General features: G+C 73.2%; 15 protein-coding genes and 1 pseudogene. 7 read left to right on the plus strand and 9 right to left on the minus strand.

The annotated features are described in order from the left end of the window. Positions 1-9: 9 nt before the first annotated feature. The 6 genes from CLV70_RS08025 to CLV70_RS08050 are packed head-to-tail and all read right to left on the minus strand — an operon-like array spanning position 10 to position 5,663. Positions 10-1,185 carry a sensor histidine kinase gene (locus tag CLV70_RS08025; RefSeq protein ID WP_106125759.1) on the minus strand — a complete coding sequence of 392 codons (1,176 nt, stop codon included), beginning with the start codon at positions 1,183-1,185 and terminating at the stop codon, positions 10-12. Further along, positions 1,182-1,862, minus strand: a complete 681-nt coding sequence (locus CLV70_RS08030) for a response regulator (protein ID WP_106125760.1) — start codon at positions 1,860-1,862, stop codon at positions 1,182-1,184. Before CLV70_RS08030 ends, CLV70_RS08025 begins: the two co-directional genes overlap by 4 nt. A 7-nt stretch (positions 1,863-1,869) precedes the next feature. After that, entirely contained in the window at positions 1,870-2,721 is an 852-nt protein-coding gene (locus tag CLV70_RS08035; RefSeq protein ID WP_106125761.1) for a S1C family serine protease, read from the minus strand. A 10-nt stretch (positions 2,722-2,731) separates the two neighbouring features. Continuing rightward, positions 2,732-3,682 carry a VWA domain-containing protein gene (locus CLV70_RS08040; protein ID WP_106125762.1) on the minus strand — a complete coding sequence of 317 codons (951 nt, stop codon included), beginning with the start codon at positions 3,680-3,682 and terminating at the stop codon, positions 2,732-2,734. Next, a complete protein-coding gene (locus CLV70_RS08045; protein ID WP_106125763.1) occupies positions 3,679-4,659 on the minus strand; it encodes a DUF58 domain-containing protein in 981 nt (326 codons plus the stop codon). The genes CLV70_RS08040 and CLV70_RS08045 overlap by 4 nt, the downstream gene beginning before the upstream one ends. Beyond that, on the minus strand, positions 4,656-5,663 hold the full coding sequence (locus CLV70_RS08050) for an AAA family ATPase (RefSeq protein ID WP_106125764.1): 1,008 nt from the start codon (positions 5,661-5,663) through the stop codon (positions 4,656-4,658). The genes CLV70_RS08045 and CLV70_RS08050 overlap by 4 nt, the downstream gene beginning before the upstream one ends. Before the next feature lie 101 nt (positions 5,664-5,764). On the opposite strand from CLV70_RS08050, the gene CLV70_RS08055 reads away from it, so the two are divergent. From CLV70_RS08055 to CLV70_RS08070, 4 genes are all read left to right on the plus strand, one after another. Further along, positions 5,765-7,078: a M16 family metallopeptidase gene (locus tag CLV70_RS08055; protein ID WP_245908099.1), complete on the plus strand. Its 1,314-nt coding sequence runs from the start codon at positions 5,765-5,767 to the stop codon at positions 7,076-7,078. Next, positions 7,075-8,421 (plus strand): M16 family metallopeptidase, encoded by a 1,347-nt coding sequence (locus CLV70_RS08060; protein ID WP_106125766.1) that lies wholly within the window; start codon positions 7,075-7,077, stop codon positions 8,419-8,421. Before CLV70_RS08055 ends, CLV70_RS08060 begins: the two co-directional genes overlap by 4 nt. Positions 8,422-8,628: 207 nt before the next feature. After that, positions 8,629-10,053, plus strand: a complete 1,425-nt coding sequence (locus CLV70_RS08065) for a hypothetical protein (RefSeq protein WP_106125767.1) — start codon at positions 8,629-8,631, stop codon at positions 10,051-10,053. Positions 10,054-10,111: 58 nt separating this feature from the next. Next, positions 10,112-11,110: an endonuclease/exonuclease/phosphatase family protein gene (locus CLV70_RS08070; protein ID WP_106125768.1), complete on the plus strand. Its 999-nt coding sequence runs from the start codon at positions 10,112-10,114 to the stop codon at positions 11,108-11,110. Here the strand turns inward: CLV70_RS08070 and CLV70_RS08075 are convergent. Further along, entirely contained in the window at positions 11,091-11,687 is a 597-nt protein-coding gene (locus CLV70_RS08075; RefSeq protein WP_106125769.1) for a TetR/AcrR family transcriptional regulator, read from the minus strand. The genes CLV70_RS08070 and CLV70_RS08075 overlap by 20 nt on opposite strands. Positions 11,688-11,770: 83 nt before the next feature. On the opposite strand from CLV70_RS08075, the pseudogene CLV70_RS08080 reads away from it, so the two are divergent. Next, positions 11,771-12,463: pseudogene (locus CLV70_RS08080) on the plus strand (ABC transporter ATP-binding protein); the annotation flags it as partial. Positions 12,464-12,491: 28 nt separating this feature from the next. After that, a complete protein-coding gene (locus CLV70_RS08085) occupies positions 12,492-13,229 on the plus strand; it encodes an ABC transporter permease (RefSeq protein WP_106125770.1) in 738 nt (245 codons plus the stop codon). A gap of 4 nt (positions 13,230-13,233) precedes the next feature. Here the strand turns inward: CLV70_RS08085 and cimA are convergent, their stop codons facing one another. After that, positions 13,234-14,820: a citramalate synthase gene (gene cimA, locus CLV70_RS08090; RefSeq protein ID WP_106125771.1), complete on the minus strand. Its 1,587-nt coding sequence runs from the start codon at positions 14,818-14,820 to the stop codon at positions 13,234-13,236. A gap of 212 nt (positions 14,821-15,032) precedes the next feature. On the opposite strand from cimA, the gene CLV70_RS08095 reads away from it, so the two are divergent. Then, positions 15,033-15,779 carry a tyrosine-protein phosphatase gene (locus CLV70_RS08095; RefSeq protein WP_106125772.1) on the plus strand — a complete coding sequence of 249 codons (747 nt, stop codon included), beginning with the start codon at positions 15,033-15,035 and terminating at the stop codon, positions 15,777-15,779. On the opposite strand, the gene CLV70_RS08100 is transcribed toward CLV70_RS08095, so the two are convergent. Next, positions 15,780-16,877, minus strand: coding sequence for a branched-chain amino acid aminotransferase (locus CLV70_RS08100; RefSeq protein ID WP_106125773.1), 1,098 nt, complete (start codon positions 16,875-16,877; stop codon positions 15,780-15,782). It lies immediately after the preceding gene. Positions 16,878-17,062 lie beyond the last annotated feature (185 nt).

The raw sequence follows: 17,062 nt of genomic DNA on the forward strand, positions 1-17,062 counted from the left end.
CAGCGACGCTCACGGCCACGGGCTGACCTGCGGCGGCGGGGCATCGTCCGTACGGTCGGTTGCGGGCAGCCACAGCACGAAGACGCTGCCGCGGCCGAGCTCGGAGAAGGCCGCCACCTGCCCGCCGTGCGATTCCACGATCTGGCGGACGATGGCGAGCCCCAGCCCGGTGCGGCGTTCCCGCGACTGGACACCGTTGGCGCCACGCCAGAAGCGGTCGAAGACGCGGGGCAGGTCCTGCTCGGCGATGCCCGGCCCCTCGTCCGCGACGGCCAGCCACAACCAGGACCCGCTGCGGCCCGTCGCGATGGTCACGGTCGATTCCGGCGGTGCCAGCCGTACGGCGTTCGACAGCAGATTCCCGGCGGCCCGGTGCAGGGCGTCCGCGTCGCCGATGAGGTGCAGGCCGTCGCTCAGGGCGTACCGGAATCGGGTGTTGCCGGCGTCCTCACCGGCCTCGCGCGCGATCGCCGAGAGGTCCACGTCGGTGTCCGCCATCGCGTCGGCGTCCCGCCGCGCGGTGGCGAGCAGGTCCTCCACCAGCCGCGACATCCGGGTGGTGGCCCGGTCGACCACCGCCACCGCGCGGTGCCGCTCCTCCGGCGTGGCCCGGTCCTCGGTCAGCGAGGCGTCGAGATGGGTACGGATGATCGCGAGCGGGCTGCGCAACTCGTGCGACGCGTCGTCGATGAGCTGGCGCTGCGCCTGGAACGCGTCGTCGAGCCGGTCCAGCATGGAGTCGATGGTGTCGGCCAGGTCGCGCAGCTCGTCGCGGGGGCCCTTCAGCCGGATCCGGCGGGACAGGTCGGTGGCCTGGATCTCCCGGGCCGTCCGCGCGATCGCGCCGACCGGCCGCAGCGCCCGCCCGGACAGCACCCAGCCGATGCCGAGGCTCGCCACGAACAGGCCACCGAGCGCGATGAGCGAGTAGTTCCGCAGGTTCTGCAGGGTGGTGTAGTTGACCGCGGCCTGGATCTCGCTGACCTCGGCCACGGTGATCTGGTCCACCACCACCCGGCCCTGCTTCACCAGCGCGGACCGTTCGGTGATCGGCTGCGGGTCGGTGGTGGCCGCGACCGCGAAGTACGTGATCAGCAGCGCCGTCCCGGCCAGGGCGAAGAGCAGCGTGGAGTAGAGCACGGTCAGCCGGAACCGGATGGACCGGAAGACCTCGGGCCTTCTCACGCCGGCTCCCGCAGCCGGTATCCGCGCCCGACGACCGTCTCGATCGAGCCCTCGCCGAGCTTGCGGCGCAGCGTGCCGACGGTGACCCGGACGGTCTGGGTGAACGGGTCCGCGTTGGCGTCCCACACGTGCTCGAGCAACTCCTCGCTCGGCACCACGTGCCCGGGGCGGGTCATCAGGTATTCGAGGACGCCGAACTCCTTGGGCGTCAGGGCCAGCGGGGCGCCGCGCAGCGTCACGGTGTGCCGGGCCGCGTCGAGCACGAGGTCGCCGACGGTCAGCTTCGCCGTACTGCCACCGGTGTCGCGGCGCAGCAGGGCCCGCACCCGGGCCAGCAGCTCGGCGAGCGCGAACGGCTTCACCAGGTAGTCGTCGGCGCCCTCGTCCAGGCCGCGGACCCGGTCGTCGAGGCCGCCGCGGGCGGTCAGCATGAGGACGCGTACGCCGCCCTCGCCCGGGGTCACGACCTCACCGTTGCGCAGCGAGCGGCACAGGGTGAAGCCGTCGCCGTCGGGCAGGTTCACGTCGAGCAGCATCAGGTCGTACTCGTTCACGGTCAGCCGGTCGTACGCCTGGGCCGCGTCGCCCGCGACGTCGACCGCGTACCCGGTCCGGGCGAGACCCACCCGCAGGCCCTCGGCCAGGTCTTCCTCGTCCTCCACCACCAGCAACCGCATCTGTCGACTATCCACGGCCGATGAGGGTCGCGGCCACCTGCCGGGCCTGCTCGACCGGCACGGCGAACCCGATCCCGATCGAGCCGCCGCCCTCCAGCGTGGCGATGGCCGTGTTGACGCCGATGACCTCGCCGCGGGCGTTGACCAGCGGGCCGCCCGAATTGCCGGGGTTGATGGACGCGTCGGTCTGGACGGCGGTCCGGCGTACCGTGCCGCCGAGCCGCACCTGGCGGTCCAGGGCGCTGACGATGCCCGCGGTGACCGTGCCGGAGAGGCCGAGCGGCGAACCGACCGCGAGGACCGGCTCGCCGACCCGGGTACCGCCCGGGCCGGCGAGGTCCAGGGGGCGCAGCGCCGCCGACGGCTCGACCCGCAGCACGGCGATGTCGCTGCCCGGATCGGTGCCGACGACCTCGGCGGTGAGCCTGCGCCCGTCCGAGCCGACCACGCTGACCGTGCCGCCGGCCGCGCCGACCACGTGGTGGTTGGTGACGATGTGGCCGCGGTCGTCGAAGACGAAGCCCGAGCCCGAGGCGCCGCCGGAGCCGGTGCGGACCTGCACGGAGACGACGCCGGGCAGGGCGCGGGCGGCGGCAGCGACCAGATCGGACGGTACGCCGGGCGGCGGCGGTGCGGGTGCGGGTGCCGGCGGGGCGGCGTCGTCCCGGCCGGTCACGTAACCGGCTGCTCCGCCCGTACCGGCGGAAATTCCGACGATGGCCAGGCCCGCCGCGGCCAGCAGCGGCCATTTCCGGGGCGTGCGGGCGGCCGCGGCCGCGGCGGTCGAGGGGGCGGGCGGAGGGCCGGCCAGGCCCGGGGAGACGAACTCCGGTCCCCGCGGCGATCCCAGTCCAGACATGACGATCCCCTTACGGAAGGCGGGCGAACCAGAACAGGGAGGCGAGGGCGGCGAGGACGGCCAGCACCAGGCCGATGCCGATGAACCGCGCCGAGACGTCCTCGACCTCGGTCTCGTAACCGACCGAGCTGCCGATGTCGGCGTACGCGGCCCGCAACTCCTCGGCGTTTCCGGCCTCGAAGTAGTTGCCGCCGGTCGTGTCCGCGACCGAGCGCAGCGTCTCCCCGTCGACGGGTACGGGCTGAGCACCGCCGATCGTGCCGCCCGCCGTACCGAAGGAGATCGCGTCGACCGGCACACCCAGCTCGGTGGCGAGCCGCGCGGCCTCGGCCGGGTCCCGTCCCGCGGTGTTCGCGCCGTCGGAGAGCACGACCACGCGGGCGGGCGGCACGTCCTCGCCGGCCTGCGCGTCGAGCGTGCGGATCTGGTCCAGGGACGCGGCGATGGCGTCGCCGATGGCCGTGCCCCCGCGCCCGGCGGTCCCCTCGTCGAGCCGGTCGATGCCGGCCGTCACGGCGGGGCGATCGGTCACCGGCGGCACGAACACCGAGGCGGTGCCGGCGAATCCGACCAGCCCGACGTTGAACTCCCCGGGCAGCTCGGCGACGAACTCCCGGGCCGCGTCCTTCGCCGCGGACAGCCGGTCCGGCCGCACGTCGGTGGCGAGCATCGAGCGGGAGACGTCCACCGCGACGAGCACGGTCGCGCGTTCCCGGGGCACCTTCACCTCGGCCTGCGGCCGGGCGAAGCCGACGACCAGCAGCGCGAGCATGGCCAGGAACAGGCTGGCGGGCACGTGCCGGCGCCACGCCGGCCGCTTCGGTGCCACCCGGTCGAGGAGCTTGAGGTTGGTGAAGCGGACGGCGTACCGGCTGCGGCGGCGCTGCGCGACGACGTACGCGACGAGCAGCGCGGCGACGGCGAGCAGCAGCCACAGCCGTTCCGGCGAGAGCCAGGTCATGACGCACCTCCTTCGGGGGCGAGGGGTCTGCGGGCGGCGCGGCCCAGCCGGCGCTGGGCGCGTACGTGCCGGACGATGTCGGCGCCCCAGTCCCGGTCGGTGCGCAGCGGAAGGCGGGCGGCACCGGCCCGGCCGATCGCGGCGGCGATGGCCGCCTGCTGCTGCCGGGCCGCGGCGGCGTAGCGCTCGCGGAGCTTGCGGCTGGCGGTCGGCACCTCGCGCCGGCGCCCGGTCTCCGGGTCGACGACGGTGAGCAGGCCGACGTCCGGCAGGTCGTGCTCGCGCGGGTCGCCCACCTGCACGGCGAGCACCTGCTGGCGGGCGGCGAGGCGGCGCAACGGCTGCTCCCACGCGGGCGCGGCCGGGCCGAGCCCGTCCCGGTCGAGGCCGTCGAGGAAGTCCGAGACGATGACGACGAGACCGCGGCGCACCACCGCGCGGTGGATGCCGGTGACGGCCTCGGCGAGCGGGACCGGGTCCGTCGGTGGCAGGCCCCGGGGCACGGCCAGCAGGGTGCGGAGCATTCCGAGCAGATGGGTACGCCCACCGCGCGCGGGAAACCGCCGCACCCCGTCCCCGGTGAGCAGGTGCGCGCCGAGGCGGTTGCCCGTACCGGAGGTGAGGAAGCCGACCGCCGCGACGGCCGCGACCGCCAGCTCCCGCTTCTCGAACTCCGTCGTGCCGAAGTCCATGCTGGCCGTGGCGTCGACCAGGATCCAGGTGGCGAGTTCCCGGTCCGCGTCGACGGTCCGCACGTGCGGCACGGCCGTCCGCGCGGTCACCGACCAGTCCATCCGCCGCACCTCGTCCTCGCCGGCCCGGTACTCGCGGCTCCCGGCGGGCTCGCTGCCCACGCCGGGCAGCAGACCCAGGTACGACCCGTGCAGCAGCCCGTCGAGCCGCCGCGTGACGGTCAGCTCCAGCCGCCGCAGCCGCCGCTCGGGCGTCAGCTCGTTGAGCGAGGCACCCTGGTTCATGCGGCGATCCCGAGGCCGGGCCCGGACTGCTCCTGGGCGGGCGCGATCACCGGCAGCGGCACGGCGTCGACGATGCGGTGGACGATCGTCTCGGGCGGCACCCCGTCGGCGACCGCGTCGAACGAGAGCACCAGCCGATGCGCGAGCACGTCCGGCGCGATGTCGAGGATGTCCGCCGGCAGCACGTAGTCGCGCCCCCGCAGCAGGGCGAGGGCCCGGCCGGCCGCCACCAGTCCCAGCGTGGCGCGCGGGCTGGCGCCGTACGCGAGCTGCGCCGCCACCTCCGGCAGGCCGAACCGGGCCGGGTCGCGGGTGGCGAGCACGAGCCGGACCACGTACTCGGCGAGGGCGTGGTGCACGAAGACCTCGCGCGCCCGGTCCTGAAGGGCCATCAGCCGCTCCGGGTCGAGCACGGCCCGAGCCGCCGGCCGGGTCCCGCCCATCCGGTAGAGGATGCCGAGCTCGTCCTGGTCGTCCGGGTAGCCCACGACGACCCGCATGAGGAAGCGGTCCCGCTGCGCCTCCGGCAGCTGGTAGACGCCCTCGCTCTCGATCGGGTTCTGGGTGGCGAGGACGAGGAACGGCCGCGGCACCGGGTGGGTGCGCCCGCCGATCGACACGTGCCCCTCGGCCATCACCTCGAGCAGCGCGCTCTGCACCTTGGCCGGCGCCCGGTTGATCTCGTCGGCGAGCACCAGGTTCGCCATCACCGGGCCCAGCTCGACGTCGAAGCTCTCCCTGCTGGCCCGGTAGATGCGGGTGCCGATGATGTCGGACGGCACCAGGTCCGGGGTGAACTGGATCCGGCGGAAGCTGCCGCCGACCGCGACGGCCAGCGTCTCGGCCGCCAGCGTCTTGGCCACCCCGGGTACGCCCTCGAGCAGGCAGTGACCGCCGGCGAGCAGCGCGGTGAGCAGCCGCTCGACGAGCCGGTCCTGCCCGACGATGACCTTCTTGACCTCGAACAGGGTCTGCTCGAGCAGTCGCGCGTCGGTGTCTGTCATGGTTCCCCCTCGCCTGTGCTGATGAAATGACACCAACCGGCACCGAAAGCCGGGCGAAGGAGCCGGGACCGGGATACTGGAACCCGATACAGGGAGGTTGCGTGTCCGCTCAGCCCGCACCGGTCGCCGAGACCGGCTATCCGTGGCCCATCGAAACCGCGCGCCTGGACAACGGCCTGCGCGTCGTCGTCAGCGAGGACCACACCGCTCCGGTGGTCTGCGTGAATCTCTGGTACGACGTCGGCTCCCGGCACGAGCCCGCCGGCCAGACCGGTTTCGCCCATCTCTTCGAGCACCTGATGTTCGAAGGCTCGCTGCACGTCGGCAAGACCGAGCACATGCGGTACGTGCAGGGCGCCGGCGGTTCCCTCAACGCCACCACGAACCCCGACCGCACCAACTACTTCGAGACGCTGCCCGCCGAGCATCTCGAGCTGGCGCTGTGGCTCGAGGCGGACCGGATGGGCGGCCTGGTGCCGGCACTGACCCAGGAGACCCTGGACAACCAGCGCGAGGTGGTGAAGAACGAGCGGCGGCAGCGCTACGACAACGTGCCGTACGGCGACGCGTGGCTGCGCCTACTGCCGCTGCTGTACCCGCCGGGGCACCCGTACCACCACGCGACGATCGGGTCGATGGAGGACCTGAACGCGGCGAGCCTCGAGACGTTCCAGGCGTTCCACGCGCGGTACTACGCGCCCAACAACGCCGTGCTGACCGTCGCCGGCGACGTCACGCCTGCCGAGGTCCTCGCCCTCGCGGAGAAGTACTTCGGCATGATCGAGCCGGTGCCGGGGCTGCCGCCGGCGCCGCACTCGCACCTCCCCGGCCCGGCCACGTCGCCGGCCCGGGAATCGGTCACCGGCAACGTCCCGGCGCCACGGGTCTACCTGTCGCACCGCACCCACCCGTTCGGCACCGCCGGGTACGACGCGATCACCGTGCTCGCCACCGTGCTGGGCAGCGGCCGGGGCAGCCGCCTCTACCAGCGGCTCGCCGACGGCGCCCGGATCGCGCAGCCGGACTACATCGGCGCGTACGGCGTCGACCTGGCGCACGCCCCGGCGCCGCTGATCGTCACGGCGACCGCCAAGGACGGCGTGGACGCCGCGACCCTGGAGGCGGGCGTGGCCGAGGTGCTGGACAGCATGGCCACCGAGCCGGTCACCGAGGCCGAGCTGGAACGCGCCAAGGCGCTGCTCACCACCGCGTGGTGGCGGCAGATGTCGACCGTCGGCGGCCGGGCGGACACCCTCAGCCGGTACGCGACCCAGTTCGGGGACGCGTCGAGCGCCGCGTACCGGTTGCCGCAGTGGCAGTCGGTGACCGCGGGCGACATCGCCGACGCGGCCCGCACGCTGAACCCGGAGTCCCGGGTGACCCTGACCTACCTCCCGGAAGGGACCGCAGCATGAGCCTCGTCGCGACCCGGCCCGATCCGGGTGACGCCCGCCCCTACACGTTCCCCGACATCCGTCGCGCGTCCGTGGCGGGCGGTGAGGTGGTCGCCGCGCACATGCCGGGCCAGCTGCTGGCCACCGCGTCGCTGCTGCTCGACGCCGGCGCCGCCCGGGAGACCGAGGGCCGCGAGGGTACGGCGGCGGTGCTCGCCAAGAGCCTCGAGGAGGGCACCCGGGTCCGCGACTCGGCGGCGTACGCGCTGGCCCTGGAGGGGCTGGGCGCCGAACTCACCACGTCGGTGGACTGGGACTCGTTCCGGGTCGGCGTCTCTGTGCCGGCCGGCCTGCTGCCGCGGGCGGTGACGTTGCTGGCCGAGGCCGCGCGCACGCCCCGCCTCGACCCGGCCGACGTGGCGCGGGTCCGCGACGACGAGGCGACCGCGCTGCGGATGGACTGGGCCCAGCCGGGACCGCGCGCGGACGCCGCGCTGCGGGCCGACCTCTTCGGCGCGGGCGAGCGGTACGGCCGCCCGCTGCACGGCGACCCGGCCTCGATGGCGGCGGTCACCGTGGAGGACGTCCAGGCGTTCCACGCGAGCTGGCTGACCCGGCCGGGGGTGCTGCTGGTGGCCGGCGACCTGGACCGGCTCGACCTCGACGAGCTGGGCGCGGCGGCGTTCGCGGGCACGTCCGGCGCGCCGGTGGCCGCCGAGGGCCCGCTGGACGTGCCGATCGCGGCGGCCCGGCGGGTGCTGCTCGTCGACCGGCCCGCCTCGGTGCAGTCGACGCTGCGCCTCGGGCACCGGGCCCCCGAGCGGGCGCACCCCGACTACGTGCCGATCACCCTGGTGGCGACGGTGCTGGGCGGGGCCTTCACGTCCCGGCTCAACCACCTGATCCGCGAGGTCAAGGGCTACACGTACGGCATCCGCGCGGACTTCGCGATGACCCGCCGGTTCGGCCGGTTCGGGGTCAGCTCGTCGGTGCAGACCGCCGTGACCGCGCCGGCCCTGGTGGACACCGTCGGCGAGATCACCCGGACCCGCGACGACGGCGTCACCGAGGAGGAGCTGGAGGTCGCGCGCACGTGGCGGGCCGGCTCGCTGTCGGTCGACATGCAGACGCCGGGCTCGATCGCCGGGGCGCTGGCCAACCTGGTGGTGCACGGGCTGCCCGACGACTACTACGCGACGCTCCGGCAGCGGCTGCTGGACGCCACCGTCGAGGAGGTGTCCGCGGCCGCCGCGCGCTACCTGCACCCGGACGCGCTCACCCTGGTCGTGGAGGGCGACGCGGCGGTGATCCGCGACGAGCTGGCCGCCGCCGGGCTGGGCGACATCCTGGACGCCGCGGTCTGAGCCACCGGCACCGGAGCCGCCGCCGTCGTCTCAGCGGCGGCATCGGGGCTGCCGCCGTCTCAGCGGCGGCACCGGGGCCGCCGCCGTCTCAGCGGCGGCGGCGGCGGGGCTGCCGCGACCCGGCGGCCCTGGTGTTGCCAGCGCGGGGCCGAGGGGTTTAGATGGCCCCCTGCGCGAGAGCGCTCTCAGCTACGTTGGGACCCCCTCATGCCCACCAACCTCACGGCCTCGTCCGCCGCCTTCACCCGCCGCCGCCTGCGCAACCTCCCGGCCGTGGCCGCCTCCGCCCGCCGCTTGCCGACGCCTTCCCCGGCCGGCACCTGCGCGCCCCGGCACCTCGTCGACCGGGCGCTGGCCGAGCCGGTCGCGCGGGCGTACCACTACCTCGACGTCGTGCAGGACGCGTACGTCAAGGGCGGCGAACCGCGCCTGCTGCAGAGCTACAACAACGAGAGCGAGCTGCTGACGACCGCGTTCGTCTACGACAACGCGCTGGCGGCCCTCGCCTACCTCGCCAACCCGACGGTCGCGAACGTGCGCCGCGCCCGGCTCATCGGCGACGCCCTGCTCTGGGTCCAGGCCCACGACGAGCGGTACGCCGACGGGCGGGTGCGGCAGGCGTACGCGGCGGGCCCGATGCGGTTCTACGGCGACGGCCCCGCCTTCCCCGGCCTCCGGCGCGAGGGCGGCAGGGCGGCGCACCTCTGGCCGTTCGGCTTCGGCGGCTCGTCGACGGGTGACATGGCGTGGGCGGCGCTGGCGCTCGCGCAGCTCTACGTCGACACCCGCATCGCGAAGTACCTCGACGGCACCGTCGCGCTCGGCCTCTGGATCGCCGGCCAGGAGTCGGGCCACCGCCACGGCGGCTACCACGGCGGGCGGCAGGCCGACGGCGAGACGCCCGAGCGGTGGGCGTCGACCGAGCACAACGTCGACGCGTACGCGCTCTTCGCGCTCCTCGCCAAGCTCACCCGCGACCGGGCCTGGACCGCCCGCGCGGACGTCGCCGCCGCCTTCGTCCGCCGGATGTGGAACCCCGCCGGCCGGCACTTCTGGACCGGCACCGGCGAGGACCCCGAGGTGATCAACACCGGCAACGTCCCCGAGGACGTGCAGAGCTGGGGGCTGCTGGGGCTCGGCGAGGACCGCTACGACGCGGCCGTCGACTGGGTCACCACCCACCTCGCCAACACCGACGGTCCGGTGTCCGGCGTGACGTACAGCAGCCAGGCGAAGGTCGTCACCGACCCGGTCTCCGGCAGCGCCCTGCCCAGCAACCCGCACGCGGTCTGGCTGGAGGGCACCGCGCACACCGCGCTCGCCCTGCTCAAGCGCGGCCGCACCGGGGACGCCGGACGGGCCCGGCAGTTGCTGCAAGCGCTGGTGACGGCCCAGGAGACGCTCGGCGCCGGGCAGACCGTCGGCCGCACCGGGGACCCGCACGGCGGCCGCCTCGCCAACCCCGGCGAGGGCGGCACGTGGACCGGCGCCCCGCTCCCCGCCGCCTCCGGCATCGTGGCGGCGACCAGCGCCTTCGAGACCGGGTTCGGGTTCGGCTACTTCGGCCGCCAGCACGTCGGCACCACCGCGTGGTTCCTGATGGCGGCGCAGAACTTCAACCCGTATCAATGATGTGATGTAGCCCTTCTCCCCTCGGTGGCGGTGGCCGGCGCCGGATACCGTCGCCGCCATGACGATCACCAGCTCGGCGCCCGTGGCGAAGCCGGTCCGGGTACGCCGGGCCGCCTGGCTGGTGCTGCTGTGGCTGCTGGTGCTGCCCGGCGTCGCCTGGACGGCGGTGCGGCTCGGCGGCTGGGAACGCGGCCCGCTGGTGCAGTTGTTCGCCTTCACGCCGTACGTCGCCGCCGGGATGGCCGTGCCTGCCATCGCCGCGCTCGCCACCCGCCGCTGGCTGGTGGCGGCCGTCGCGACGATCACCTTCGCCCTGCTCGCCGTCACGGTGCTGCCCCGCGCCCTCCCCGACGGCGACCGCGGCCCGCGGACCGGGGCGAAACTGCACGTCATGACGTCGAACCTGCTCTTCGGCGGCGCCGACGCGACGCAGCTCGTCCAGCTCGTCCGCGACCACGACGTAGCGGTGCTGGCCCTGCAGGAATTCACCCCGTCCGCGCAGACCCGGCTCGCCGAGGCCGGCCTGGGGCAGCTCCTGCCGTATTCGTCGCTGGGCGCCGAGTGGGGCGCGAGCGGCTCGGGCCTGTACTCCCGCTACCCCCTGACGGACCCGGGCGTGCGCGACATCGGCGGCGGCTTCCGGCAGGCGTACGGCACGGTCCAGCCGCCGGGCGGCGGCCGCGTCGTGCTCGAGTCCGCCCACCCGATCGCCCCGTTCTCGCTGGCGGTCCTGGGCCGCTGGCGCAAGGACCTCGAGAACGAGCCCCGCACCGATCCGGCCGGGACGCCCCGCGTCCTGCTGGGCGACTTCAACTCGACCCTCGACCACGGCCCGCTCCGCGACCTGATCGCCGGCGGCTACCGGGACGCCGCCGACGCCGCCGGCAAGGGCCTGACCCCCACCTGGGGCCCGTACGACGGCGACCCGATCCCCCCGGTCACCATCGACCACGTCCTGATCGACGAACGCCTCGGCGCGGGCGCCGTAGCGGTCCACACCATCCGCGGCAGCGACCACCGCGCGATCATCGCCGAGGTCATCGTCCCGGCGGCCTGACCGGCAACCCCAGCAACGCCTCGACCCCGCGCGTGTACGTCGAGACGGGCACGGCCTCCGGATCCGTCAGGTACTGCAACGCGACCCCGACATCGAGCGCGAGCAGCAGGGCCGCGACCTGCTCGGCCGGCAGCGGCAGCCGCTCACCGACCGCGGCGGCATCCTCGGCGATGTGCGCGCGGACGCTCCGCATCCAGCCCCGCAGAAGTTCGGTCTTCGTCCCGTCCCGCATGCCGAAGAGCCACAACTCGACGACGGCCATCGCGAACCGGCGCACCTCGGGCGTCGGCGCGTGCGCCTCGTAGCTCTCCCCCATCGTCGCGACCCACGACTCCGGCGTCATCCGCTGCCGGACCGGCTCCCCGTCGTCCAGCCTGCGCTGCAGCAGGGCGGCGATCAGATCGTCCTTCCCGCCGAAGTTGGCGTAGATCGCCCCCTTGGTGAGCCCGGCCGCCGCCGCGATCTCGTCGAGCGTCGTCCGGTGGATCCCGCGGTCGGCGAAGAGCGTCTCGGCGCTGTCCAGCAGCCGCCGGCGGGTGCGCTCCTGCTGCTGCGCACGGGTCAGTCGCTCGCTCATCGCGCCAACCTATCCGATTGACATTCGCTCGAGTATCCAGATACTGATTGGTATCTGGATACCGAACGGTATGTGAGGTGACCGTGCTGCACATCGACTCGCTGACCAAGGTCTACCGGCGCGGCGTACGGGCCAACGACGACATCAGCCTCGACGTCGACGCGGGCCGGGTGACGGGCCTGCTCGGTCACAACGGCGCGGGCAAGACCACGCTGCTGCACCAGGTCGTCGGGCTGGTACGCCCCACCTCCGGCCGGATCCGGCTGCTCGGCCGCGACCCGGTCGCCGATCCGGCGTACGCGCGCTCGGCCTGTTCCTTCCAGCCGCAGTCCCAGGCGCCACTGACCGGCGTCACGCCGCGGCAGGCCATCGAGATCGTCGGGCGGATCCGGGGCGGGCGCCGCGGCGCCGTGCGGAAGCGGACCGCCGGGCTGCTGGCCGGCCTCGGCATCGAGGAGTGGGCGGACGCCCCGGCCGAGCGGCTCTCCGGCGGGGTCCGGCGGCTGACGGCGTTCTGCATGGCGATCGTGGAACCCGGCCGCCTGGTGATGCTCGACGAGCCCACCAACGACGTCGACCCGGTGCGCCGGCGGCTGCTCTGGGCGCAGATCCGCTCGCTGGCCGCCGCGGGCCATGCGGTCGTTCTGGTCACCCACAACATCGCTGAGGCCGAGCGCACGATCGACCGGGTCGTCGTCCTCGACCACGGCCGGGTGGTGGCGGCGGGCAGCCCGGCCGACCTCGCCGCGGGGCGGGATACCGGGCTCGAAGAGGTCTACATCGGACTCACCGGAGGGAACGACAGTGCGACCCTGGTTCCGTAGCTATCTGCTGCTCGTCCGCTGGACCGCCCTGCGGCTGCGGTTCGTCCTCCCGCTCGTGCTGATCGTCCAGGTCTTCCTCGCGGTCGGCATCGTCATCGGCTTCGCGTACCTGATACCCGGCATCGACGCGGCAACGGCGCTCTACCTCGCCACCGGCGCACCGACGCTCGGCCTGATCACCATCGGCATGGTGATGGCACCGCAGCTCATCGCCCAGTCCAAGCTCGAGGGCACGTTCGACTACAACCGGACGCTGCCTGTCCCGCGTACGGCCGTGCTGGCCGCGGACCTGACCACCTGGCTGGTCACCGGCGCGCCCGGGTTGCTGCTCGGGCTGCTCACCGCGGTGCTGCGGTTCGATCTCGACCTGCGGATCAGTCCGCTGGCGGTGGTGGCGGTGCTGCTGGTGGCGCTCACGGCCACCACGGCCGGCTTCGCCCTCGCGTACGCGGCCCCACCCTCGGCGACGAGCCTGGTGACGCAGACCCTCGTCTTCGTCGCGCTGCTGTTCTCGCCGATCAACTTTCCGGCGGAGCGGCTGCCGGGCTGGCTCCAGGCCGTGCACCGGGTCCTGCCGTTCGAGTACATGGCTCAGGCCGTACGGGAAAGTCTGACCTCGCCGGCGGGCGGGATTGCCGCCCTGCCCTACGCGGTGCTGGGTGCGTGGTGCGCCGGTGGCCTGGTCATCACCTTGCGGGTGATGACCAGGCGGCGGTGATCGCTCAGGCCGGGGCGTTCGTGCGGGCCAGGCCGAAGGTCAACGCGTCCGTCAGGGCCTTCCAGCTGGCCTCGACGACGTTCTCGTGGACGCCGACCGTGGTCCAGTCGCGGTTGCCGTCGCCGGTCTCGACCAGGACGCGGGTGATGGCGTTGGTGCCGTGGGAGCCTTCCAGGATGCGGACCTTGTAGTCGGCGAGCTGGAAGTTCTTCAGTTCCGGGTAGTGCTTGGACAGCGCCGTGCGCAGGGCCTCGTCGAGGGCGTTGACCGGGCCGTTGCCCTCCGCGGTGGCGATCACGCGCTCACCGCGTACGCGGACCTTGACCGTGGCCTCCGACACGACCGCGCCGTCCTCGCGGTGCTCGACCAGCACCCGGTACGACTCCAGGGCGAACGGCCGCACCAGGGCGGCACCCGGCAGGGCGTCGCGGACCAGCAGTTCGAAGGACGCGTCAGCGGCCTCGAACGACCACCCGCCGGCCTCCAGATCCTTGACGCGGCGGGTCACCTCGGTGAGGGTGTCGGGGTGGCCGGCCAGGTCCAGCCCGAGCTCACGGCTCTTGAGCTCGATGCTGGCCCGGCCGGCCATCTCGGTCACCAGGATCCGCATGTCGTTGCCCACCACCGACGGGTCGACGTGGTTGTAGAGCAGCGGATCCACCTTGATCGCACTCGCGTGCAGCCCCGCCTTGTGAGCGAATGCCGCGGCCCCGACGTAGGCCTGGTGGGTGTCGGGGGCGATATTGGCGATCTCGGCGAGCGCGGTGGACACCCGCGTCGCCTTCTCGAGGCATCCGTCCGGTAGGACCTTCAGCCCGAGCTTGAGTTGCAGGTTGCTGACGACGGCGAACAGGTCGGCGTTGCCGGGCCGTTCGCCGTAGCCGTTGGCCGTGCACTGGAAGTGCCGCACGCCCGCCTCGACGGCGGCGATGGTGTTCGCCACCGCGCAGGACGTGTCGTTCTGGCAGTGGATGCCGAGCCGGTCCGCGGGCACCCCGGCACGCGCGACGACCTCGTTGATCGCGGCGGTGACCATCGACGGGAGCATGCCGCCGTTGGTGTCGCACATGACCACCCGTTCGGCGCCGGCCTCGAACGCCGCCCGCACCACCGACGCGGTGTAGTCGGGGTCGTAGCGGAAGCCGTCGAAGAAGTGCTCGCAGTCGACGAACGCCCGTCGCCCGTTCGCCACCAGGTGCGCCACCGTGTCGCGGACCATGGCGAGGTTCTCGTCGCCGGTCGTGCGCAGCGCCCGCACGACGTGCCGGATGTCGGACTTGGCGACCACGCAGACCACCGGCGTCTCGGCGTCGAGCAGCGCCTGCACCTGCGGGTCGGTGGCCACGTCGACGCCGGCCTTGCGGGTGGCGCCGAACGCGACCAGCACCGCGTGCTTCAGGTCGAGCTCGGTCCTCGCCCGCCGGAAGAACTCCGTGTCCTTGGGCATCGCACCCGGCCAGCCACCCTCGATGAAGCCGACCCCGAACTCGTCCAGCAGCCGCGCCACGGCGAGTTTGTCGACGACCGAGTAGCTGATGCCCTCGCGCTGCCCGCCATCACGCAGCGTGGTGTCGAACACCTGGTAGGTCATGGGGAGTTCCTTTCGGCGAAGCGGGGGACCCAACAAAAAGACCCCCCGCGGATGCGGGAGGTCTGCACGTCGGCGATGCGTCAGCCGGCGCGCTAGGTGCGAATAATCAGCACGGAAAGGTGGGTCACGTACGAGAGCATGCCACTGCTCGGCCGCCCGTGGGACAGAAGTCCAGCATCCGGGACGCGAGATTTTCCCGTTAGGTTGGTGGGGTGACGGCTGACCCGTACCCCCGGAATCTGTCCTTCTCGACGACCTACAACTTCCGAGACGTCGGCGGGTACGCCGGCACCGACGGCCGCACGGTCCGCTGGCGCCGGCTGTTCCGGGCCGACTCGCTGCACCGGCTCAAGGGCGACGACCTCGCGGCGTTCGGTGCGCTGGGCGTGCGTACGGTCATCGACCTGCGCCGGCTCTTCGAGATCGAGGAGCACGGCCGGGTGCCGGAGGCGGCGGAGCTGGCCTACCACAACGTCGTCCTGGAGCACGTCGACTGGGATTCGGTGCCGCACCCGGCGGAGCTCCCGCACGCCCGCTGGCTCGCCGACCGCTATCTGAACTTCGTCGAGGACGGCCGGGACGGGCTCGCCCGGGCGCTCGGCCTCATCGCCGACCCGGTGGCCGCGCCGGCGGTCGTGCACTGCATGGCGGGCAAGGACCGCACCGGCGTCGTCTGCGCGCTGACCCTGTCCCTGCTCGGCGTCTCGGACCGCGACATCGCCGACGACTACGCGCTGACCGAGGTGGCGATGGCCTCGCTGACCGAGTTCCTGCTGCGGACCAAGCCGGGCCTGGTCGAGGGCAAGTACCACATGTTCGAGTGCCCGCAGGACGCCATGCTGATGTTCCTCGGCGACCTGCGCGAGCGGTACGGCTCGGTCGAGAAGTACGTCCGCGAGATCGGCGTCAGCGGCGAGCAGGTGGCCGCGATGCGCGACCACCTGCTGGCGCCGAACTGATCAGAGCACCCGGTGCACCCAGCCGAACGGGTCCTCGGCACGCCCGCGCTGGATGTCCGCCAGCTCCTGGCGCAACGCCATCGTGACCTCGCCGGACCCGCCGTCGGCGACCGTGAACTCGCCCTCCGGCGACCGGACCGTGCCAATCGGCGTGATGACCGCGGCGGTGCCGCAGGCGAACGCCTCCCGGATCCGGCCCGAGGCGGCACCGGTGCGCCACTCGTCGATGCTGACCGGGCGCTCCTCGACCCGGCGGCCGGCGCGCTGGGCCAGCTTGAGGATCGAGTCGCGGGTGATGCCGGGCAGGATGGTGCCGCCCAGCGGCGGCGTGACCAGGGAACCGTCGTCCATCACGAAGACGATGTTCATGCCGCCCAGCTCGTCGACGTACTTGCGCTCCACGGCATCGAGGTAGACCACCTGGTCGCAGCCGTGCTCGATCGCCTCGGCCTGCGCGGAGAGCCCGGCGGCGTAGTTCCCGCCGCACTTCGCGGCGCCGGTGCCACCGGGAGCGGCCCGGGTGTAGTCGGGCGTCACCCACACCGTCACCGGCTTGACGCCGCCGCTGAAATAGGCGCCGACCGGCGAGGCGATGACCAGGTAGAGGTATTCCATCGACGGGCGGACCCCGAGGAAGACCTCACTCGCGTACGCGAACGGGCGCAGGTAGAGGCTGCCCTCGTCGCTCTGCGGTATCCACTTCTGGTCGATCGTGATCATCTGGCGCAGCGACTCGAGGAACACGGACTGCGGCACGGCCGGCATCGCCATCCGCTGGGCCGACTGGGCGAACCGCGCCGCGTTGGCATCGGGACGGAACATCGCCACCCCGCCGTCCGGCATCGTGTACGCCTTGAGCCCCTCGAAGATCTCCTGCGCGTAGTGCAGCACGGCGGACGCCGGGTCCATCGGGATCGGCGCGCGGGCCTCGATCCGGGGCTCGTACCACCCTTTGCCCTCCGCGTACCGCACGGTGGCCATGTGGTCGGTGAAGATCCGGCCGAAGCCCGGGTTGGCCAGCAACGTCGCGCGGTCCGCGTCGCTTACGGGCGCCGGGTTCGGACGGATCTCGAAATCGAGGTTGTCACCACCACTCATGGGAGCTGACCTGCTTTCTCTCGCGAGGAAAAAAGGATGTGAGCATGAGGGAGCACCCGCAGTGCCCCATGAACTTACCCCGAACGGTCGTTAAAACCGACCACCGAGCGGGGAGTCCGGCACGGCGGCACGGTCCGTCATTTCATCGGTACGCCGAGAGCACCGGCGGCGCTTTCCCGGCCGGT

It is taken from the genome of Pseudosporangium ferrugineum (assembly GCF_003002065.1).
Taxonomy (GTDB): Bacteria; Actinomycetota; Actinomycetes; order Mycobacteriales; family Micromonosporaceae; genus Actinoplanes; species Actinoplanes ferrugineus_A.